The following is a 21,241-nucleotide window of genomic DNA, read 5'->3' on the forward strand; positions in this document are numbered from 1 at the left end:
GGTAACGTTTCACGCGCCGCGGATTCCCGTGCCGGAATGTTTTTGAGACACTGGCCGCACCGTTCGGAGAAGGTGCGGCTTTGCTCATTCACTCGCTTAGTTTCCTGCTGGATCATGCACGACGCCGCATCGGCGGGGCGTGTGGCCTTGTCCTGGTCGTGTGCCTCGCGGCATCGGACGCGCTTGGTGCACAACGCGTCGTGATCGGCGCGGTGCCGGGCATGACGCCGCCGCTCGACATGACCGACAGCGTGAACCGCGGCGCGGCCGGGCAGGGCCTGCCGCGTGGCATCTCCGTCGATTTCGTCGATGCGATCGCCGCGCGGCTCGACATCGATCCGCAGTGGCGCTTCTTTCCGAACCGCGCCGCGATGATCGATGCCCTCGCGCACGGCGAGATCGACATGGCGACGGGGGCGACCGGCGCGGACCCGCACCCCGCGCTGGCCTTGAGCCGTCCCTACCTGCCGGCGAAAGCGGTCTACGTCGAGGCGATCGCGAAGCAGGCGCCCACGCATCGGCTGGCGTACGTCGACGCGCAGAACTCGCCGGCGCGGCTAAGTGCCGCATATCCCGCGCTGACGCCGGTGGCGTATCCGAATGTGATCGGGGCGCTGCTCGCCGTGTCGCTCGGCGATGCCGACGCGTTCGTCGGCGACATGGTCACCGCGGGTTACGCGCTCTCGCATTTCGATCTGCCGAACCTGACCGCCACGGCGCTTGCCCCCGTCGATGAAGGCGGCTACAGCTTCGCCTTCGCCGCGGCCAACCCGCGCGCCGATGCGTTGCGCGAGCGCGTGAACGAGGCTCTTGCCGCGCTGCCGCCGTCTTTCCCGCTTGTCGAGCACGCGCGCTGGCATCCCGGCGTGAGTGCGGCCACGCGGACGGCGCCGCTGCCGCTCACGCCCGAGGAAGCCGCATGGGTGCGCGCGCACCCCGTCGTGCATTACTCGATGCTCGCGCAAGCCGCGCCCGTGATGTTCCGCGATTCGCGCGGGCAGCCGGCGGGCATCGGCGTCGATATTCTCGGCGCGATCGCGCGTATAACCGGCCTGCGTTTCGAGGCGCGCGTGCATACGTCGGAGGCGCGGATGTACGGCGATTTGAAAAGCGGCGCGTCGTCGATCGTGCCGTACAGCTTCGGCGGCCTGTCGCCCGTGCCCGGCGCCGAGGCGACCGTGTCGGTGGGCGAAGGCATCCTCGCGATCGTGACGGCCGCGGGCCATCCGCGCCTGCGCGACACCGCCGCGCTGGCGGGAAAGCGCGTCGCGCTGCCGGAAGGGTCGCCGCTGCGCGATGTCGTGCGCGAGGGCGTCGGGAATGCGGCGGCCGTGCGTTTCGTCGGAACGCGTCCCTTCGACGGCCAGTTCAGCGCCGTCGCGAACGGCGAGGCCGATGCGACCGTCGTCGATATGGCGTTCGCGAATTACGCCGCGGGCAATCCCTATCGCGACGTGCTCGTCGTGAGCGGCGTGGTGTCGACGCAGCCGGTTCCGCACGGCATGCTCGTCACGTCGAGTGAGCCGGTTCTCCTCGGCATCATGAATCGCGCGATCAGGCGTCTGGGGCCTGCCGAACGGGAGACGATCCGCTCGCGCTGGAAGCTCTCGGAGCATCCCGAAATGCTGTGGGAGCGCCGCCGTCCGCAGGTCGAGATCGGCGCGCTGCTCGGCGTCGCACTTATGCTCGCGCTGGCGGGTTGGGGGCTGACGCTGCGCGCGCAGATCGCGCGCCGGATCGCCGCCGAAAACGCGATGCGCGCCGCCAAGGAGGAAGCCGAAACGGCGAACCGCGCCAAATCGACCTTTCTCGCGACGATGAGCCACGAAATCCGCACGCCGATGAACGCCGTGCTCGGCCTCATCGAAATGGAGTTGCGCGCGCCCGGCGAGCGCGCCGCGACCGAGCGCGCGCTGTCGACCGCGCACCGCGCCGCGCGCGATCTGCTCGGCATGATCGACGACCTGCTCGATGTCGCGAAAATCGAGGCCGAGCGGCTCGTGCTCACGCCCGCGCCGCTCGACATCGAACCGTGGGTCGCGGGCGTCGCGGCGATCTACGAGCCCGCCGCGCGCGCGAAGGGCGTCATGCTCGTCGTGAAGCGCGTCGGCGATGGCGACCACGCCTGGATTCTCGCCGATGGCCAGCGGCTGCGGCAGATCGTCGGCAATCTGCTCTCGAACGCGATCAAGTTCACCGATCGCGGCGCGGTCACGCTCGAATACGGCGTCGCGCCGCCGCGCGACGGCAAGCGCGCGGTGACGCTCACGGTCTCGGATACGGGCATCGGCATTTCGCCCGACAAACAGGCGCTGCTGTTCACGCCGTTCGTGCAGGCGCACGACGGGCGCGCGCGCAGCGTCGGCGGCACGGGTCTCGGGCTCACCATCAGCAAGCGCCTCGTCACGATGATGGGCGGCGTGATCGAGTTGTCGAGCGAGCCGGGGCGCGGCACGCGTTTTACGGTGCGCATCGAGTTTGCCGAGGCGCAAGCCGAAACGAGCGTCGAGGTAGGCGCCGAAGCCGACATCGATGCGACCCCGGTCCCGGCTGACGCGCCCGCCGGATCGCTCGCGGGTCTCGCCGTGCTCGTCGTCGACGATCATCCGGCCAACCGCATCGTGCTCGACGGACAGATCAGGCTGCTCGGCGGGCACGTGCAACTGGCCGTTGACGGCGAAAGCGCGCTGGCCCGCTGGCGTGCCGAGCCGCGCGCGTTCGACGTGATCCTGACCGATTGCTCCATGCCCGAGATGAGCGGCGAGGAACTGACGCACGCGATCCGCGGCGACGAGGCGACCCTTGCGGCGACAGACCCGACGCGGCGCGCCGTGCCGATCGTCGGCCTGACGGCGAACGCGCAGCCCGACGCGGCGCTGCGCGCGGTCGCATCGGGCATGACGGCGTGTCTCGTGAAGCCGCTCGGCCTCGACGCCTTGCGCGACGCGCTCGTCGCGGCGACGCGCGGCGGCCGCCTGTCGAGCGCTGCGCGTAAGCCGGACGCGGACGCATGCGACGCGGGCGAGCCGGCATTCGACAGCGCATTGCTCGGCGCTTTCGGCGGCCAGGCCGGCGCGCTCGTGGATACGCTCAGGGCCGCCAACGCGCAAGACCTCGCCGACGCCCACGCCGCATTCGACGACTGCGACCACGCGCGGCTGCGCGACATCGGGCATCGCATGAAAGGCGCGGCGGCGGTGATCGGCGCCGCGCCGTTCGTGCGCGCGTGCGTCGCGTTGCAGGCGGACTGCGAGCGCGCCGTCGACGAGGATCGCAACGGCGAGGACGACGCGCGCATCGCGGCGTCGTTCGCGTCGTTCGTCGCGGCGGCGCGTGCGCTCGAAGCCGCGCTCGACGCGGCGCTCGCGAGCCGCGTCGCATAGTTTTCCTCCCGATCGGCCGCCGCCTTGTGCATGAAGCGTTTCGCGATTCCCGTATATCGCGCGTTTCGTGTGTTTTAATTGAACCTCCGATCATCTTGAAAACAAGCGGCGATCGACGACCGCAATGGATGGCGAAGAGAGGCATGATTCGACGGAACAGACGGTTCACCGAGGAACCCAAGCCAGGCGCGCAACGCGCCGGCCAGCCCGCGCGCGTGGTGCTGGCGTGTTGCTTTGCGATGCTCGCGTTCATGCCAGGCGCGTCGCGGGCGCAACGCGCCGAATGGCTCGATGCCCGCGTCACGCAGACGACCATCGTCGATACGATCTGCGTGCCGGGTTACGTCGATCGCGTGCTGCCTTCTTTCGAAGTGCAGATGCGCCAGAAGGAGCGGCTGCTCAAGCAGCGCAGCATCGATGCGTCGTTCGCGTCGGAATATGCGCTCGATCACCGCATGCCGATTCTGCTCGGCGGCTCGCCCAATTCCGCCGCCAATCTCGATCTGCGCCGCTGGGAAGGCCGCGCCGGACAGCGCCGCAAGGAACGGCTCGCGGTGTATCTGAAGCGCTGCGTCTGCACGGGCGACATCACGCTCAAGGCTGCGCAGACGGCGATGGCGGGCGACTGGTCCAATCGTTATCCGAATCTGTCCAGCATGTCATGCAGCGGGTTGTGAGATTGGCGCAATGCATCCGTCCGATTTAGAACATCTATTGAAAAAGGCGGAATGTCGCAGCACGTCCGCGGTCTACCAGATTAGTATGGAGCTATCTCGAAATTAGCCGTGGAGACCTCATGATGCTCGCTTATGTGTCCCTTTTCGTTCTCGGTACGCTCGGCGCGCTCGCGGCGCAAAGACTCTTGAAACCGCAGCCCCAACCGGTGCGCGTGCGCGTGAAAAGGTGACGGCGATGAACCTGCTCGTCTGGAATCTTCCTCATCGCTGTGCCGCGCGCGACGTGCGGCGCTTTCTCGAGCACGAGCTCGGGCACTATGCGCGCAATATCGAAATCCACGGCGCGGGCACCGCTCAGGCGTATGCCACCGCCACGCTCGCGACCGATGTGCCTTACATCGGCGAGGCGATTGCGCAGAAGCTGTGTCATCAGCGCTTTCTCGACGAGCCTTTGCGCGCTCGCGCGTCCGCTTCCGGCGACGCCTCCATCCGCCTGCATTGATGCTGCGGGCACGACGCCCGGAACGAACCTTGCTATCGCACTTCTGACGAACGTTACGTGACGGCGCAGCCGGTGCCTCGTGCGCACCGGCTTTTTTATCGGTGCGCGCTTCATGACGAGGCGCGCGCACGCGTCGATCGAACTGGGCGATCCGGCGGATCGTCCGCTGACAGAAAGCAAAGCGGATCATTCATATCGATGCAGCAGGCAGGAAACTACGAAACCAAGAAGACGCCGTTGGGCGCAATGTTCCTCTTGAGCGTGGCAGCGGGCGCGCTCCTTTCGATCGCGGCGGCGGCTCACGCGCAGGAACGCGTCACCGCGACGCCAGTTGCGCCCGCGGTGCCTGCCATGCCCGTTCCGCCGATGCCGCAAGACCCCGGCATCGCGCACGGCGCGAGCGCGCCCGGACGCGCGCTGCCGGGCATGCCCGTGCCGATGCCCGCGTTGCCTGCGTCGGGTGCTTCCGGTGCGTCGGCGGCGAGCGAAGCAGCGTCTGCGTCCGCGGCAAGCGCGGCGAGTGCTGCCAGCGCCGCCAGTGCCGCGAGCGCGGCTTCCGAAGCACTGGTGCCCGAAGTGCCTTTGCCGCCGGAAGCGCCCGAGCCCAATCTCGCTCAGCGCACGGACATGCCGCCCGCGGCGGCTTACGCGATGCGGCAGGTTTTTGCGAAAGAGGTCAACCGGCGGCTTACCGTTCCCGCCGCGGATCAGCAGGCTTACGGCCGTCTGCTGCAACATGCGCTCGACGAAGACGGCCATGGCGATCTTGCCAACGAATTCGTCGTGATGGTCGATCGCAGCGCGAACGTGCAGGCGATCTTCGTCTACTTCCGCGCGAAGCCGGGCGACGCCTGGTCGATGATCGGCGCGTCGCCGGTATCGACGGGCCGTCCGGGCAGCTACGACCATTTCGTCACGCCGGTCGGCGTGTTCCAGCATGTGCCGGGCAACATGGACTTCCGCGCCGAGGGCACGCTGAACGAGTTCGACATCCGCGGCTACGGTGCGCGCGACATGCGCATCTACGATTTCGGCTGGGCGGACGGCGAGCGCGGCTGGGCCAAGGGTGGCAAGTCGCCGATGCGGTTTCAGATGCACGCCACCGATCCCGAGAAGCTGGAGCCGCTGCTCGGCATGCGGCATTCGAAGGGCTGCGTGCGCATTCCGTCGACGCTGAACACCTTCTTCGATCACCACGGCGTGCTCGATGCGCAATACGAAGCGCGCGCGGCCGAAGGTCAGTCGATGTGGGTGCTGAAGGCTACGCGCCAGACGACGCCGTGGGCGGGTCACTATCTTGTCGTCGTGGATAGCGGCAGGAAGGTGCGGCCTGTGTGGGCGCCGGGGCCGGGGAAGGCGGTGCGTCAGCACATTCCCGCGGGTGCGGATACGGTCGACTGACTCAGTGCGAGTGCGTTATTCGATCTTCATTCGATCGCGAAGGTATCGAGCGGCTGATTCGCGCGCGCGCCGTCTGCGAGGCGCCGGGAAAGTTGCGCGTGCAGGCGCTTGGCTTCGTCGAGGGTGAGATCGATCCAGTAGGGATCGCCCGCTGCGTCGTTCAGACGTCCTGGTGGAAACTGAATTTCCATGATCACGCCTTTTTTGTACATCGGATTGCCTCGTTTCAGTGCTTCGTGCGAAGGGACAGAGTCTAGCCGAGGCGCGTGGTTTGATTGCTTATTCAGCGGAAAGATTGTATTGCGTGTTGCGGCTTGACGGTGATCGACAGATGGCGGTTGTTTGATTTTTTGCTTCTGCTATGGAATCCTGAATTGTTGTCGGTCTATTAGCACTGCCCCTCCCCGGGGCGGGGGTAACTTTCTTTGCTGCTGCAAAGAAAGTCACCAAAGAAAGCAGCTTTGTCACCGCCCGCGGTCACACGCAGTTTGGCCATTTTTCTCCTCCGGGAACGGCCCTCGCCTAAAGAGTGCCCTCACAGGACCAATCGGGCTTGGATCGCGCACGGTCCGTCATATCGCACCACACAACAAACTGGTACAGCCATTTCAAGTTCCAGCCCGCTTCGCGGCCGATGGGTGAATTGGGTTTGCGTGCGCGTTCGTCTTCCGTTGGTTTCCCTTGCATACCCGGCGGCAGCGCGTAGCGCTGTGCCGAAGCTATTTCGTGCTGAACCAACGCGCTTCGCGCACTGGCTTGTCGGATCGTGCGCGATCCAAGCCCGGTTGTTTCTTTGGGGGCACTCTTTAGGCGAGGGCCGTTCCCCGAGGAGAAGAATGGCCAACGTGCGTGTGACCGCGGGCGGTGAGAAAGCTGCTTTCTTTGGTGACTTTCTTTGCAGCAGCAAAGAAAGTTACCCCCGCCCCGGGGAGGGGCAGAGCCAATAGACCGACGCGAAAACAGGATTCCACGAAGCCACGAGCAAACCAAAACAGAAACCAAACCACCTTCACGCCCATGTCACAGATCCCTGCAATCCTTGCGGGTCGAAGGTCGCAACCGACCTTTCAACACCCCCTCAACGAGAAACCACCATGACCCGCGATTTTCGCTTCGCGCGCACCGTGCTGCCGGCCTTCGCCGCCGCATTCACGCTGCTTGCCGCGATGCCCGTGCACGCCGCCGACGCCGTCGTTCTGTACACCGCCGATGGCCTCGAGAATCTGTACAAGGACGTGCTTCCCGCATTCGAAAAGAAAGAAGGCGTGAAGGTCAATATCGTCACGGCGGGCAGCGGCGAAGTGGTGAACCGCGCGACCGTCGAGAAAGATTCGCCCAAGGCCGATGTGCTCGTCACGCTGCCGCCGTTCATTCAGCAGGCTCAGCAAGGCGGCCTGCTGCAGCCGTACCAGAGCGTGAACTACAAGAACGTGCCCGCCATCGCGAAGGAAAAAGACGGCGCATGGGCCACCTTCGTGAACAACTACTTCTCGTTCGCGATCAATCCCGAAGTCACAAAGAACGCGCCGAAGACCTTCGCCGATCTCCTGCATCCGAACTACTCGGGCAAGATCGCGTATTCGAATCCGGCCACGGCGGGCGACGGCATGGCCGTCATCATCCTCACTTCCGCGCTGATGGGCGAAGACCAGGCCTTCGACTACCTGAAGAATCTCGAACAGCACGCCAAGTTCCACACGAAAGGCACCGGCTATCTCGACGTGCTGCTCTCGCGTAACGAAATCGCATTCGCAAACGGCGATCTGCAAATGGACCTCGACGACGCCGCGAACGGCGGACTGTCGATCAAGCCGCTCTTTCTCTCGCACAAGAACGGCCAGCCGCCGACGACGTTCCAGTTGCCGTATGCGATCGGCCTCATCAAGAGCGGCCCGAATCAGGCGGCGGGCAAGAAGCTGATCGATTATCTGATGTCCTCGGAGGTGCAGGCGAAGGTGCCCGACATCTACGGCATTCCCGGCCGCACCGATGTGCCGCTCGCGGGGAAAAACGGCGAAGCCGTCAAGCAGGCGATTTCCGGCGTGAAGCTGATTCCGGTCGACTGGAACGAAGTCATGCAGAAGAAAGCCGGCTGGACCGAGCGCTGGAAGACGGAAGTCATCGGCAACTCCGGCAAGCAGACTGACATCGTCAAGCCGAAGTCGTAACGTGAGCGCGCTTCCCAAAGAAGCGCACGGCGTCGATGCGGCGCCGGGCGTGCATATCGATCGTCTCACGGTGCGCTTCGGCGCGCGCGCCGTGCTCGACGATCTCTCGCTTCATATCGAACGTGGCGAATTCCTGACCGTGCTCGGGCGAAGCGGCTGCGGCAAGACCACGCTGCTGCGCTTCATCGCGGGCTTCGTGAAAGCCGATGCGCTCGCGGGCAAGCTGACGATCGCCGGCCGCGATCTCACGCACGTTCCGCCGCATCAGCGCAATCTCGGCTTGCTGTTTCAAAGCTATGCGCTCTTTCCGCATCTGTCGGTGTTCGACAACGTCGCGTTCGGGCTGCGCGCGCGCAAGCTGAAGTCGAGCGAAGTCGCGCGCCGCGTCGCCGATGCCCTCAAGCTCGTGCAGCTCTCCGATGCCGGTCACGTCATGCCCGCGCAGCTTTCCGGCGGCATGCAGCAGCGCGTCGCGCTGGCGCGCGCGCTCGTCATCGAGCCGGACGTGCTGCTGCTCGACGAACCGCTTTCCGCGCTCGATGCGAACCTGCGCGCGTCGGTGCGCAGCGAATTGAAGGCCCTGCATGAGCGCTTGCCGAATCTGACGATCGTGTGCGTGACGCACGATCAGGACGACGCGCTCGTGCTGTCCGATCGCACACTCCTGATGCGCGATGGCCGTATCGCGCAACTGGGCGCGCCGCGCGAGCTCTACGACGCGCCCAGCGATGCCTTCGTCGCGCGCTATCTCGGCGCGGCGAACCTGCTGCCGCCGCGCGTGGTGTATCCCGTCGGCGATGCGCGGCACGACGAGCGCGAGCGTCTCGCCTGCATTCGTCCGGAGCGCTTCACGATCCGGCCGCTGGGCGATGGCCCCTTGCATGGCACGATCGCATCCGTCGAGTGGTACGGCGCGGTGCTGTCCATTTCCGTCGCGCTCGACGCCATGCCGGACGAGCCCGTGCTCGTGAGCGCGCAGCGCGGCCACGCACGCATGCCGGAAAAGGGCACGCGCGTTTCACTTCGCTTCGAGGCTGACGATGTCGTCCTTGTTCGTCCCTGATAGCGTCGCACGCACCGAAGCCGGCATCGGCGACGCCGATCTCGCCGCGCAATTCGCCGCGCATGCCGCAGAGGCGCGGCGCCGCGAGCGCAAGCAGCAGTGGCATCTGCTCTTCATTCTCGTCGTCGTGCTCGGGCCGCTCGTCGTCTATCCGCTCGCGCGGCTCGTGATGCTCAGCCTGACGGGGCCGCAAGGCTTCACGCTGCACGCCTACACCGCGTTCTTCGGCAATCCCGAAACGCGCGGCATGATCGGCACGACGCTCGGCATTCTGTTCGCGAGCGCGAGCATCGCTTCGCTCGTCGGCGTCGCGCTCGCGTCGATGCTGTTCTTCCGGCCGTTCGCGGGCGCGCGCCTGCTCACGCGGTTTCTGGAGTTGTTCGTCGCGTTTCCTTCGTTTCTGGTCGCCTTCACGCTCATCTTTCTGTATGGCTCGCAAGGCTCGGTGAGCATCGGATTGCAGCGGCTCCTGTCGCTCGACGCGCCGCCGCTCGATTTCCTGTTCGGCATCGGCGGCGTGATTCTCGCGGAAGTCGTGTTCTATGCGCCGTTCGTCGTGCGTCCGACGCTCGCTTCGTATGCGACGCTCGACATGCGTCTCGTCGAAGCCGCGCAAAGCCTCGGCGCGAACGGCTGGATGGTCGCGACGAAGCTCGTGTTGCCGCTCGCTTGGCCGGGCATCGCGGCGGGCACGCTTCTGTGTTTTCTGCTCACGCTCAACGAGTTCGGCATTCTGCTCGTGCTCGGCAGCGCGCATCTCGTCACGTTGCCCATCGCGATCTATAGCGCCGCGACCGTCGATCTCGATCTGCCCACCGCCGCCGCGGGATCGGTCGTGATGCTGCTGATGTCGCTGTCGCTCTACGCGCTGTACCGGCGTGTCGATCGACGTTCGGGAGGGCGCTGACATGCAACTCATCGCTGCCGCGCTCAGGCCGCAGACGTTGCTGCGCCATGCGCTCGCCGCCTTCGTCGCGCTGATCTGCGTCTGGCTGTTCGTGTTGCCGGTGGCCGTCGTGGCGTTGTCGAGCGTGGCCTCGCACTGGTCGGGCACGATCTTCCCCGATGGCTTCAGCACGCGCTGGTTCGCACGCCTGTCCTCCAGCGACCTCGATGCCGTCGCGACGAGTCTCGAAGTGGGCCTGGGCGTGGCGTTTCTCGGCACCGCGCTCGGACTGTGGCTCGCGCTCGCGCTGGAAGGACGCGACCGGCGCGGTCTCGGCGCGCTCGTCGATGCCGTCGCGATGATGGGCAGCGGCGTGCCGAGCGTCGTGCTCGGGCTCGCGGTGCTGATCGCGTATCACAAACGTCCGCTCGATTTGTCCGGTTCCGCCGCGATCGTGGTGCTCGTGCAACTCGCGCTCGTGCTGCCGTTTTGCTATCGCTGCGCGGCCGCGGCGCTGCGCCCCGAAGTCGCGACGCTGCGCGAAGCCGCTGCGAGTCTCGGCGCGCCGCCGCGCATGGTGCTCGTGCGCGTGGTGCTGCCGCAACTCGTGCCGGCGATACGCGCAAGCCTCGCGCTCGGTTTCGCGCTCTCGCTCGGCGAACTCGGCGCGACCCTGACAGTGTATCCGCCCGGCTTCGCGACGGTGCCGATCGTCGTCGTGGGGCAGGTCAATCGCGGTTACTATCTGCCCGCGTCGGCGCTGTCGCTCATCCTGCTCGGGGTTTCGCTCGCGGCGCTTTTACTGATTGCCGCACGCGCGCCGCGGCGCTGAATCGTACGCGAAACATCGGGATAACGAACTAAACACGAAGATCCGGCTGTGCGGATTGAGCAATTCGCGGGCCTCATCCATTTCGGCCTTGTCATACCAAAAAAAATAAAACTGGCGTAACCTGCACTTTCAGGCACGGCCGCACCCGCGCGACCGGAGGGGCGGGCGCGCCAATATGGGGCGTCCGGCGTGAACTTCCGTCATGCTTTCGCGGTCGTTGCATATGTCGCAAAAACCGGAGGTTCCGATGACATCCGTCGACCTGGAGTTCGACCAGCTCAATAGCACCGTCGATGCGCTCAGGCGCTCCATCTCGAACCGCCTGATGTACGGCGTCGGCAAGGATTCGGTCACCGCGCAGCCGCGCGACTGGCTGCATGCCGTCGAGCTGGCGGTGCGTGATCGTCTCGTCGCGCGCTGGATGCGCACCACGCGGCTGCAATACGAACAGGACGTGAAACGCGTCTACTACCTGTCGATGGAGTTTTTGATCGGCAGGACGTTTACCAACGCGCTGCTCGCGCTCGGCATCTACGACGAAGTGCGTGACGCGCTCGCGGGTCTCGGTGTCGATCTCGCGACGCTGGAAGACCTCGAACCGGACGCCGCGCTCGGCAATGGCGGCCTCGGGCGTCTAGCAGCCTGCTTCCTCGATTCGATGGCGACGGTCGGCGTGCCCGGCTTCGGCTACGGCATTCGCTACGAATACGGCATGTTCCGGCAGACGATCGTCGACGGCAATCAGGTCGAAATGCCCGATTACTGGCTGCGCGCGGGCAATCCGTGGGAATTTCCGCGTCCCGAGGTCGTGTACACCGTGCATTTCGGTGGCCGCACCGTGCAGCATGAAGACCGCACGGACTGGATCGACACCGAGCACGTCAACGCGATGGCCTACGACACGGTCATCCCCGGCTTCGCGACGACCGCGACCAACACGCTGCGCCTCTGGTCCGCGCGCGCGACCGACGAGTTCGATCTGTCCGCGTTCAATCAGGGCGACTATCGCCGCGCGGTCGAGGCGAAGAACACGTCCGAGCACGTGTCGCGCCTCCTGTACCCCGACGACTCGACGCAAGCCGGGCGCGAACTGCGTCTGCGTCAGGAATACTTCTTCGTCTCCGCGACGATGCAGGATCTGATCCGCCGCTATCAGCGCACGCATACGCACTTCGGGCGGCTCGCGGAAAAGGTCGCGGTGCATCTGAACGACACGCACCCCGTGCTCGCGATTCCCGAACTGATGCGCCTGCTTGTCGACCGGCATCATCTGCCGTGGGACAAGGCGTGGAAGCTCGTGCAGCAGATGTTCTCCTACACGAACCACACGCTGATGCCCGAAGCGCTCGAAACGTGGGACGTCGAGATGCTCGCGCGCCTGCTGCCGCGTCATCTGGAGATCATCTTCGAGATCAACGCGCAGTTCCTCAAGCAGGTGACGGAGAAGTTCGGGCGCGATGTCGATCTGATCCGCCGCATCTCGCTCGTCGACGAATACGGCCAGCGGCGCGTGCGCATGGCGCACCTCGCGATCGTCGCGAGCCACAAGGTCAACGGCGTGTCGAAGCTGCACTCGCAACTGATGGTGCAGAACATCTTCTCCGATTTCGCGCGCATGTATCCCGAGCGCTTCACCAACGTGACGAACGGCATCACGCCGCGCCGCTGGCTCGCGCAGGCGAGTCCGTCGCTGTCATCGCTGATCGACAAACGGCTCGGGCCGCGCTGGCGCACCGACCTGTTCGAACTCGGCCGTCTGCGTGAATGGCGCGACGATCCCGAGTTCCGCAAGGCGTTTCACGACGCCAAGTTCGCCAACAAGCTGCGGCTCGTGGAGCGCGCGAAACGCGACGCCAATGCGATCATCAATCCCGAAGCGCTGTTCGATCTTCAGGTGAAGCGCATCCACGAATACAAGCGGCAACTGCTCAACATCCTGTATGTGATCGTGCGCTACAACCGCATCCGCGAGAATCCGGAGCAGGACTGGACGCCGCGCGTGGTGATGTTCGCGGGCAAGGCGGCGTCGGCGTACAAGATGGCGAAGAACATCATCAAGCTCATCAACGACGTATCGAAGAAGATCAACTCCGACCCGCTCGTGGGCGACCGTCTGAAGGTCGGCTTCATTCCGAACTACGGCGTGAGCGTGGCCGAGCTCATCATTCCGGCGGCGGATCTCTCGGAGCAGATTTCGATGGCCGGCACCGAGGCGTCAGGCACCGGCAACATGAAGCTCGCGCTGAACGGCGCGCTGACCATCGGCACGCTCGATGGCGCGAACATCGAAATCTGCGATGCCGTGGGGCGCGAGAACATCTTCATCTTCGGCAACACGACGGACGAGATCGAGTCGCTGCGCGCGGCGGGGTATCGGCCGCGGCAGATCTACGAGGAGAACGCGGAACTCAAGCTCGCGCTCGATCAGATTCGCCTCGGACATTTCTCGCCGGAAGAGCCGCATCGCTTCTACGACATCTTCCACACGCTCGTGGACTGGGGCGATCACTACATGGTGCTCGCCGACTTCGACAGCTTCGACAAGACGCAAACCGAAGTCGATCTCAAGTTCCGCGACAAGGAGGCGTGGACGCGAAGCGCGATCGAGAATGTCGCGGGCATGGGCATCTTCTCGTCGGATCGCACGATCGCGGAGTATGCGCGCGATATCTGGCACGTCGAGACCTTGCAAGTGAGCTGACGTCCTCAGCGCCGCGTGATGCGAATCACGCGGCCGAGCGTTGCGTTGGGAAACCACGCCGTGACCTTGCCGATCACGGCGTTCGCGTCTACGTCGTCCGTTTCCACATAGAGCGTCGTGCAGTCGTGACGGCGGTTCGTCGCGACGACATGCGCGCGTACGTCCGCGCCGAACGCGTGCGCGAGCAACTCGCGCGCAGGGGCGGAGTTCAGGCCGGGAACGGTTAGATCGAAGGCGAGACAGCGACGCGCTTCGCGGCGGCGCGGCGAGCCGCCGCTGAAGGCATGAGGAATAACGGGCAGACCGGATGTGCGAACCATCGATGACAGCCGCCGGCGGCGGCTCGAAGTGGTGAGGCATCCACTCTAGCGCCGCCCGCCTAAACACCGCGATAAAGTCGCGCGCGGCGGTATCAACGTGCCGTAAAAATCACGCCTGCGGTTTGGGCGCCGCGCTCGCCGCGTGTTTCGCCACGGCATCGCCGACGAGCGCGGCGACTTTGTCGGCGAATTCCTGATCTTTCGTGATGAGCACTTCGCGCTCGCCGTCGGGCGTTTCGACCATCAGTTGATAGATCACGTCCTGCGTGATCCACGTCAGATAACCGACGACGACGATCATTACGCCGATGACCAGCGCCGGGCCCGAACCCGTGACGATGCCCGCGCCGAGCGCCGCGAGCCCGATCAGCGCAATGATGACCGGCAGCGGCTTCTGCCGGGGAATCATTACGACGCGCGCGGCGCGCAGATCGCGCAGCGGAATCATCTGGCCCGATGCCGACAGGCCCGCGCGCGACAACGTGACGCCGCGTTCGTTGAAAGGTGTGTCCATGAGTCTTCGTGACGGCCGGTGAAACCGGGGAGCGTACCAGACCGCGCGAAAGAGGGGCAGGTTCGGGGGCGGGCGCATTGTCGCTGATCGCCGTATCTGACCGATTTTCTTTCATTATGCTTGCGTTGTCGCGCCGCGGCTTTCTATAGTGAAGCCGATGCGGCCGGCTTTCGCATGTGGACGAAGCGTCGTGCCGCAGACCACAGGGGAAGGCATGCGCATCCGATCATGGCTCTTGGGCATCAGCGTGAGTTTCGTCGCCGTTGGCGCGTGGGCGCATCACGGCTGGAGTTCGTACGATGCCGGCAAGATAGTGAAGATCGAGGCGCCGCTCGCGGACGTGCGCTATCGAAATCCGCACGCGGAAGTCGGCGTGGACTATCAGGGCGCGCGCTGGAACGTCATCCTCGCGCCGATCAGCCGGATGGAGTCGCGCGGGCTGCCGGCAAGCGCGCTGCCCGCGGGCAAGGTCGTCACGATCGAGGGCTATCCGCGCACGGACGGCGTGCACGAACTGCGCGCCGAACGCATCACGGTCGACGGCAAGACCGTCGAATTGCGCTAGCCGGCGATGGATCTCGCGGGTTTCGCGAGCTTCGCGGCGGCGCTCGCGGCGTCGATCGAGGGGTCGTCGCTCGCGACGTGGGTGCGCGCGTCGGCCTGGGCCTATCCGCTCGTCAATCTGGTTCACCTCCTCGGGCTGACGCTGCTGATCGGGCCCATCGGCCTGCTCGATTTGCGTCTGCTCGGCTTAGGCCGCCGTTTCGCGCTCGCCGATGTCTCCGACGCCCTGACGCCTTGGGCCGTCGCCGGCCTCGTGCTGCTGATCGCGAGCGGCGTGCTGCTCTTCAGCGCGGACGCGTCGCCGCTGCATCGCAATCCGCTCTTGCAGGTGAAGCTCGCCTGCATTCTGCTCGGGCTCGCAAACGCGCTGGCGTTTCGCCGCATCTGGGCGCGCCGCCTCGCCGACTGGGACCGGCATCCGCCGCTCTCCGGGCGCGTTCAGGCCTTCCTCTCGCTGATGCTGTGGCCGGTGGCCGCCAGTCTCGGCCGTCTTCTTGCCTATAAGTAGCCGCCTGTCGCGTAACAAAGAAGTTGAGAGCGAGAACAGCGGCAGGGCTAGGCAGCCGCCGGCGGGCCTCTGCGACGGCTGCCAGCACGGCAGCATGTGCCACGGCCGGCGAGTCGACCCGCTTGGAGTCCCGCTCCATGTACGGAAACTGGTAGCGCAATGTGGCGACATTGGCCGCCGCAAGCGCGTCGGCCAATGACGACATGCCAGCGTGCTGCATGCCCGCGCCGGCACCGTGCGCGAAGACATACAAGGCTTGCGCGTCCTCCGGCACTTGGAGGAGCGCAGAGACCTTAGTGCCGTCGGGCAGTGTCAGGGAAAGCGATTCTGGGTCGTCCATCGTATTCAGGACCTGCCGTTGTGGCCTTTGCGCCGATTCTGCATCAATGAGGCATCGGGGAGCGTTGTGGCGGCCTCCGGCAAGGCATTGGGCAGGTAGAGCTTGCCGGCCGATCCATGCAGCGCGCGCCCATCGTGAACGGCGCCGCAGTCGCGATGCGTCGGTTGACGACCGCAAGCCCGACCTGTGCGCCTCAACGTGATCCGCGCTTTGAGACATCTGCGTAATAGCACGCTTGCGTCATTGCCAGCGAGCTGTTGTTACGACACTGCAATCAGCGGCAAGGGAAGTTCTCGAAGGGCAGTCAGCTCTCTGGAAGAGCATGTCCGGCTGTAAAACGTTCTGGGTTCGGCCAGAAGGCGATATTCGTCAGCGCTCTCGATTGGCGAATCTAACGGCCGCTTCCGTCCAACCAATCGGCCATTCGAATTACGCCAGCAGACCCCTGTAGCGTCGGCGGAAAGCAAATCCGTCGGAGAGGAGCCAGCGGCGATTCCCAGAGCACCTCTAGCTGGGGCAGCAGACCATCGAGATCGCTACCCCGGGAGCAAACTGACTGACCACGACGGGAAATCGATATAAGGCAGACCCGGCAACGCACCAACGATCGGTTCGAAGTAGAAAACCCGAAAATTGAACAAAGGGGGATCTCGTACGCGTGGTTCTCGTAACAAAATCTTGCTAGGCCGCTACAGATGTAAAAATGTCCGGAAGGCGGGCTCGCGTCTCGCGTCCTCGTCGATGCGCAGCCGTTGAATCGATGGGCGGCGTTCAACACAGCGCCCTCGTTGCGCCTTCGTGCGCCGCCGGCCTCGTCAACCCAATCGTGTCCAATGGTGTTGGGCGGGCGATGCCTTTGAACCTAGAATAAGACCAGGCTGGCGTGTGCTGCTGCATGCCCTTTGTGAACGGTTGAAGCCGTTTGGAGTGTTGCGATGCGCCTGCGGACTTCGAGAGCCCTCTACGTAGCCGCGCCGCTTGTAGTCGTGGTCGTGGTCTTCGTTGCCGCTGCATCCGCTTGGTTGACGCGCGGCTCGCAGCGTGCTTCGGTCGATGAAAAAGTGCTCGCAACCGGTAGCCAGAATAAAGATACAGCAAGCGGTCGACACACCGGATCTGCGTCCGCCCCCGCATTCCAGGCGCAGGGAAATGACAGCACGTTCGTGCAAGGATCGAATAATCAGATCGGTGTTCTGGACAGCGGGTTTCTCGACAGGAATGGACTGGTGCTCGAATCGCAAGCGATCAACTTGTCGAAATCCGGAGTGCTGTTCGTCTCGGCATTCAACGATTCGGTTCGGCGCATTTCGCGCGCTCAGATTCTGGTGCTTGAACGCACGCCGCAATCGACTTTGCGCGAACTCGCGAAGACCGATGAACAGACCGTCGGACAACAGGTGCGACTCGGCGGAATGATGCATATCGAAGGCCCCGCGCCCTCCAGCATCCGACTCTGCCTGACGTACGAATCAGACCAGCCGGGACGGTTCATCACCGTTATCTCGAACCGGACGCTGGTGGCCAGCACGCACACTCGAAAAGCCGCACGCGAATATGTGGAGAACGACCCGCTTCAGGCGTTTTACTCGAGCCGTCACGCCGATTGCGATCGGAAGGCTGCCCAGGAGACGATACCGGCGGAAGTTTTTTCCGCCCGCTTCTGAGCGCTCGTTGGCTTTCATGCGGACTTTGCCGGTACCCGAAAAAGCAAATGGCCATCGGTTCGATTTCATGCGGAATACTCATCGTTGCATTTGAAAGTTCGTGGTCAATCACCTATTCTATCGGGCTATAGGGTCGGACACGCGGCCCGACGGTCGCCGTGCGCGCTTGCCCAGATTTCGTTCGGAGCTTTGCCATGTCAGATCGCGACACGCGTTCCGAGACAGCGAATGCATCGATCAAGGTGGCCAAGTGGGGCGCTGCCGCGACGATCATCGCGGCACTCATCGGCTTCATCGGTGTTCACTTCGGCAGTTCACGGCCTGCGCAGGCTGGCCGCGATCAGATCAATCAGGGTAGTGGCTCGAATAACGCGGTCAACAATGGCGCTGGCACTCAGGTGACCGGCAATGCTGCTCCGGTCGCGGTCGGTAGCGGAGCTTTCGCCGCGCAAGGAAACAACAGCACGTTCGTTCAGGGGTCGAACAATCAGATAGGCGTGCTCGACAGCGAGTTTCACAAGAAGAACGGATTGCAATTTGGTCAATCCCCGCCCACCGTGCTTCAGTCGAGGACGCTGGTCGTCACCGCTCATAACCACTCCGCGCGCAGGATCGACCATGCGCAAATTCTCGTCTTCGATCGCACCTCCGGGGCCAGCAGCACGCCGTATCTGGAAACGCGAGAGCAGTCGGTCAATCCATCCGGCCGGCTCGGCGGACAACTACCGCTGAAGGGGGCAGCGCCCGCGAAAATTCAAATGTGTTTGAGTTTCGAGTCCGCGAAACCGAACGAGTTCGTCATCGCCACGGTCGATATGGCGCTGGAAAAGGACGAGAGCTTTCGCGGCATGGCAAAGTACATTCCCAGCGACGACTACAAGGTGTTCTATTCGAGCGAGGCCCGAGATTGTGGCGCGACGGCGATGCTTCGACCGATCACCAACGAGCAGTTCTTCGCGAAGCATTGAGATGGCCGCTGCCCGGCGGAAAGCGGGCATTGTCGCTGTTCAGGATGCCATAGGGTGCTTGATCGTCGGGACGGAAGGCGATTCCCCGTGCGACACAGGTGCGTTGCAGCGCGAAGGTCGTTAAAGAGGGCAGGAGGGCCAGTCGTGCGATCTGCCGCCTATCGGCCGGTCGACATAGCGCGGCCGTGTCGCTAGTCGCATCACCATGCAGTTCCTGTTCTGTGTCAAGAACATCGGGGCAGGTAGGGAAAATCAAATGAATGGGCGGCGGGAGCCGGTCGCGTCGAAACCGCATTGATCGCGGCGACTCCGCTTTCGGCGAGCGCGAAGTAGCATTCGATATTAAGGTCCGTCAACCGGGTGGCCAGGCGATCCTCCCCGCACAGCGAAGTTCCAGGCCCGGCATGCCCTAACTCCCCGGCGCGACGCGATACAATTTTCCCGCGGACGCCGTTTCAACTGACGATCATTGTCAATCTTGCCACGAGAGACTGAGAAATAACGGATCGGGGTGAAACCGCCGGATTTTGCACGACAGTGACGATTCCCGTTGTGTGCATATCAATCCGCGCATGCTCGACATCCCGACGGCGTCAAGCGCATCATCTGTCCACGCCGCCTGTGAGAAAAGAGGTCTTCCATGCTATTTGTCGTCCACTGGTCTGGTCCCGCGACTGCAAGAAAGGCCGCAGTCGAACGCTACAAGAGCATGCGAAACGATAGTTCGAGGTCGAAAGAGATCACCGTTATCGCCCGCTGGCATGCCATCGCGGAGCCGGGCGGATACGCAGTCATCGAAGCGGACGATGCGTCGAAACTCGCTGCATGGATCATCCAATGGAACGATCTCTTCAACTTCACGCTGACACCCGTGATGACCGCCGACGCCTACGATGCCTCGCTGGGACTGCTCTGACAGGTCACTCCGCCTGGTCTGCCTGGGCATCTTCGGCGCTGTGCATCGCCGTGGCGTCTTCCGTCAGCGCACAAAACTGAAAGTCGTTCTTGCCGGAATCCTTCGCTTCGTACATCGCCATATCTGCGCGCTTGAGCAGTTCATTCGGCCCCGCGCCGTGGTCGGGAAATAGGCTGATGCCAACGCTGGTGGTCACGCGCGCCTGCGTCGAGTCGATATCCATCGGACGTCCTATCGATGCCACCAGATTGTGCGCAATGCGTGCCACATCTTGAGGATCGATTATGTCTTCGAGAATGACGGTGAACTCGTCGCCGCCAAAGCGCGCGATCACGTCGCTTTCGCGGAGCGATTGTCTGATCCTCGATGCGACGGTCTTCAGCACTAAATCGCCCACGCCGTGACCGAGCGTGTCATTAATCTGCTTGAAGCCGTCGAGATCGATGAACAACAACGCAACGCGCGTCAGCTTGCGCTTCGCGCGCAAGATCGCCTGACGCAGATGCTCGCCGAACTGCGCGCGATTCAGCAATCCGGTCAATGCGTCGTGCGTCGCCAGATAACTCAGGCGCTCTTCTTCGAGTTGACGTTGCGTCACATCGGAACTGAATGCAACGAAGTGCGAATAGTGTCCGTCTCGGTCGCGGATGCCCGACATCGACATGGATTCGAGATAGATACGGCCATCCTTTCCGCGGTTCCAGACCTCGCCTTTCCAATGGCCGGTTTCGTTCAGGCGACGCCAGAGATCTTCATAAAAGGTCCGGTTCTGGCGTCCGGAATTGAGCAGGCACGGAGAGCGGCCAATTACTTCGTCCTGCGTGTAGCCGGTCAGGATCGTGAAACCGGGATTGATCCGCTCGATCAGTCCGTTCTTGTTGATGACCATGACGCCGTTCGAAGCATGCTCGAAGACGCGGTTGGCCATCCACAGGTGATATCGCGTCTCTCTCTTGACGTCGTTACGCTCACGCAACAGATAGAAGAACAGGCCCGCAACCAGCAATAAGACCGCACCGACAAATCCCGATCCGACCATGAAGGTCGTATTGACGATCGACGCGCATTCCTGAGCGAATCGTTCAGCCTGCCGCGTATTGACAGCAATGTCCTGGCCGAGCCTGGTGTCCAGACGGTCCATGAAATCGATGTTGCTGTCTAACCATTTCGACGCTGCGTCGTAGCGTGCGTCTGCCAGCAAGGCCACGCCCTCTCTTACGATGTCTTTGAATCTAGGCAAATCGTGTATGAGCACATTCGCCAGTGCGCGTTCCTCTGCACTGCTGATGCCTACCGGGAAATAGCGCGACCACGCCCTGTCGAGCTTTTCCATTGATCCGCGTATCGATTGAATCGTTCCCGTCGTGACGTCAGGATTGCGTAACGCGAGCGCTCTCCAGAACTGCCTGCGCATGTCCATTTCCGCAATGCGTATGGCGTCGAGTTCGCTGACCGGCGCGATATTGCCCGCATACAACACCGCTACATTCGACTCGAGTTTCGACGTTTCCAGCAGCCCGAACGCTATGAGCGCGATCAACGCAATGCCACCCGCCGACACCACGCCTACTATCTTCCCTCGGTAAATGCGCGTAAGTAGTTTCATTGCGATGCCGATCCGGCCAGCCTGTGTTGAGGGGATCCAGGAAATCTTCAGAGCGTAATGTTTAGCTGTCTGCGGGATATTGACTTTGCTTAAAAACGCATTCGATTCGTCGTCTGGGCGGCAGTCCCATGTTGTGGCGCGCACGATTTGCGCTCCGGCGAACGTCTTCCCTGATCTATCTCAAAATTGACGGCAATCAAGAATTTTTCGAGGTCCGCGCCTTACCCT

The 21,241-nt window shown here is 63.7% G+C and carries 18 protein-coding genes and 1 pseudogene; 14 read left to right on the forward strand and 5 right to left on the reverse strand.

What is annotated here, in order from left to right; all coding sequences use genetic code 11:
* Positions 1-80 precede the first annotated feature (80 nt).
* The 4 genes from LY284_RS20920 to LY284_RS20935 all read left to right on the forward strand — a co-directional run bounded on the left by LY284_RS20920 (position 81) and on the right by LY284_RS20935 (position 5,963).
* A complete protein-coding gene (locus LY284_RS20920; protein WP_233387834.1) occupies positions 81-3,383 on the forward strand; it encodes an ATP-binding protein in 3,303 nt (1,100 codons plus the stop codon).
* Between the two features lie 143 nt (positions 3,384-3,526).
* Positions 3,527-4,060, forward strand: a complete 534-nt coding sequence (locus LY284_RS20925) for a hypothetical protein (protein WP_143281687.1) — start codon at positions 3,527-3,529, stop codon at positions 4,058-4,060.
* Between the two features lie 235 nt (positions 4,061-4,295).
* Positions 4,296-4,562 carry an RNA-binding protein gene (locus LY284_RS20930; RefSeq protein ID WP_233387835.1) on the forward strand — a complete coding sequence of 89 codons (267 nt, stop codon included), beginning with the start codon at positions 4,296-4,298 and terminating at the stop codon, positions 4,560-4,562.
* A 198-nt stretch (positions 4,563-4,760) separates the two neighbouring features.
* A complete protein-coding gene (locus tag LY284_RS20935; protein WP_233387836.1) occupies positions 4,761-5,963 on the forward strand; it encodes a L,D-transpeptidase in 1,203 nt (400 codons plus the stop codon).
* Between the two features lie 26 nt (positions 5,964-5,989).
* Here the strand turns inward: LY284_RS20935 and LY284_RS20940 are convergent, their stop codons facing one another.
* Positions 5,990-6,175: a hypothetical protein gene (locus tag LY284_RS20940; RefSeq protein WP_014251217.1), complete on the reverse strand. Its 186-nt coding sequence runs from the start codon at positions 6,173-6,175 to the stop codon at positions 5,990-5,992.
* An 882-nt stretch (positions 6,176-7,057) separates the two neighbouring features.
* Here LY284_RS20940 and phnS point away from each other — a divergent pair.
* The 5 genes from phnS (at position 7,058) to LY284_RS20965 (ending at position 13,613) form a co-directional block, all read left to right on the forward strand.
* Complete coding sequence (gene phnS / locus LY284_RS20945) at positions 7,058-8,131, forward strand: 2-aminoethylphosphonate ABC transporter substrate-binding protein (protein ID WP_233387837.1); 1,074 nt, start codon at positions 7,058-7,060, stop codon at positions 8,129-8,131.
* 1 nt (position 8,132) lies between these two features.
* The gene (phnT, locus tag LY284_RS20950; RefSeq protein ID WP_233387838.1) at positions 8,133-9,194 is read left to right on the forward strand and encodes a 2-aminoethylphosphonate ABC transport system ATP-binding subunit PhnT; all 1,062 of its coding nucleotides are present in this window, start codon (positions 8,133-8,135) and stop codon (positions 9,192-9,194) included.
* On the forward strand, positions 9,172-10,101 hold the full coding sequence (gene phnU, locus LY284_RS20955) for a 2-aminoethylphosphonate ABC transporter permease subunit (RefSeq protein WP_233387839.1): 930 nt from the start codon (positions 9,172-9,174) through the stop codon (positions 10,099-10,101). The genes phnT and phnU overlap by 23 nt, the downstream gene beginning before the upstream one ends.
* A 1-nt stretch (position 10,102) precedes the next feature.
* Positions 10,103-10,912 carry a 2-aminoethylphosphonate ABC transport system, membrane component PhnV gene (gene phnV, locus LY284_RS20960; protein ID WP_233387840.1) on the forward strand — a complete coding sequence of 270 codons (810 nt, stop codon included), beginning with the start codon at positions 10,103-10,105 and terminating at the stop codon, positions 10,910-10,912.
* Between the two features lie 247 nt (positions 10,913-11,159).
* Entirely contained in the window at positions 11,160-13,613 is a 2,454-nt protein-coding gene (locus tag LY284_RS20965; protein ID WP_077159149.1) for a glycogen/starch/alpha-glucan phosphorylase, read from the forward strand.
* 5 nt (positions 13,614-13,618) lie between these two features.
* On the opposite strand, the gene LY284_RS20970 is transcribed toward LY284_RS20965, so the two are convergent.
* Both LY284_RS20970 and LY284_RS20975 read right to left on the reverse strand, forming a co-directional pair.
* Positions 13,619-13,933, reverse strand: a complete 315-nt coding sequence (locus tag LY284_RS20970) for a hypothetical protein (RefSeq protein ID WP_041731821.1) — start codon at positions 13,931-13,933, stop codon at positions 13,619-13,621.
* A gap of 109 nt (positions 13,934-14,042) precedes the next feature.
* On the reverse strand, positions 14,043-14,447 hold the full coding sequence (locus LY284_RS20975; RefSeq protein WP_233387841.1) for a DUF6232 family protein: 405 nt from the start codon (positions 14,445-14,447) through the stop codon (positions 14,043-14,045).
* A 214-nt stretch (positions 14,448-14,661) separates the two neighbouring features.
* On the opposite strand from LY284_RS20975, the gene LY284_RS20980 reads away from it, so the two are divergent.
* The gene (locus LY284_RS20980; RefSeq protein WP_233387842.1) at positions 14,662-15,012 is read left to right on the forward strand and encodes a DUF6152 family protein; all 351 of its coding nucleotides are present in this window, start codon (positions 14,662-14,664) and stop codon (positions 15,010-15,012) included.
* 6 nt (positions 15,013-15,018) lie between these two features.
* Positions 15,019-15,519: a DUF6644 family protein gene (locus tag LY284_RS20985; protein WP_233387843.1), complete on the forward strand. Its 501-nt coding sequence runs from the start codon at positions 15,019-15,021 to the stop codon at positions 15,517-15,519.
* A 30-nt stretch (positions 15,520-15,549) separates the two neighbouring features.
* Here LY284_RS20985 and LY284_RS39065 read toward each other — a convergent pair.
* Positions 15,550-15,859 (reverse strand): annotated as a pseudogene (locus LY284_RS39065) (alpha/beta family hydrolase); the annotation flags it as partial.
* 935 nt (positions 15,860-16,794) lie between these two features.
* Here LY284_RS39065 and LY284_RS20990 point away from each other — a divergent pair.
* From LY284_RS20990 to LY284_RS21000, 3 genes are all read left to right on the forward strand, one after another.
* The gene (locus LY284_RS20990; protein ID WP_233387844.1) at positions 16,795-17,523 is read left to right on the forward strand and encodes a hypothetical protein; all 729 of its coding nucleotides are present in this window, start codon (positions 16,795-16,797) and stop codon (positions 17,521-17,523) included.
* Between the two features lie 194 nt (positions 17,524-17,717).
* The gene (locus LY284_RS20995) at positions 17,718-18,491 is read left to right on the forward strand and encodes a hypothetical protein (RefSeq protein ID WP_233387845.1); all 774 of its coding nucleotides are present in this window, start codon (positions 17,718-17,720) and stop codon (positions 18,489-18,491) included.
* A gap of 640 nt (positions 18,492-19,131) precedes the next feature.
* On the forward strand, positions 19,132-19,407 hold the full coding sequence (locus tag LY284_RS21000; protein ID WP_233387846.1) for a DUF3303 domain-containing protein: 276 nt from the start codon (positions 19,132-19,134) through the stop codon (positions 19,405-19,407).
* Between the two features lie 4 nt (positions 19,408-19,411).
* On the opposite strand, the gene LY284_RS21005 is transcribed toward LY284_RS21000, so the two are convergent.
* A complete protein-coding gene (locus tag LY284_RS21005; protein WP_233387847.1) occupies positions 19,412-21,157 on the reverse strand; it encodes a diguanylate cyclase domain-containing protein in 1,746 nt (581 codons plus the stop codon).
* Positions 21,158-21,241: the final 84 nt, after the last annotated feature.

Origin of the sequence: Caballeronia sp. PC1, assembly GCF_021353155.1 — a bacterium.
Taxonomy (GTDB): Bacteria; Pseudomonadota; Gammaproteobacteria; order Burkholderiales; family Burkholderiaceae; genus Caballeronia; species Caballeronia cordobensis.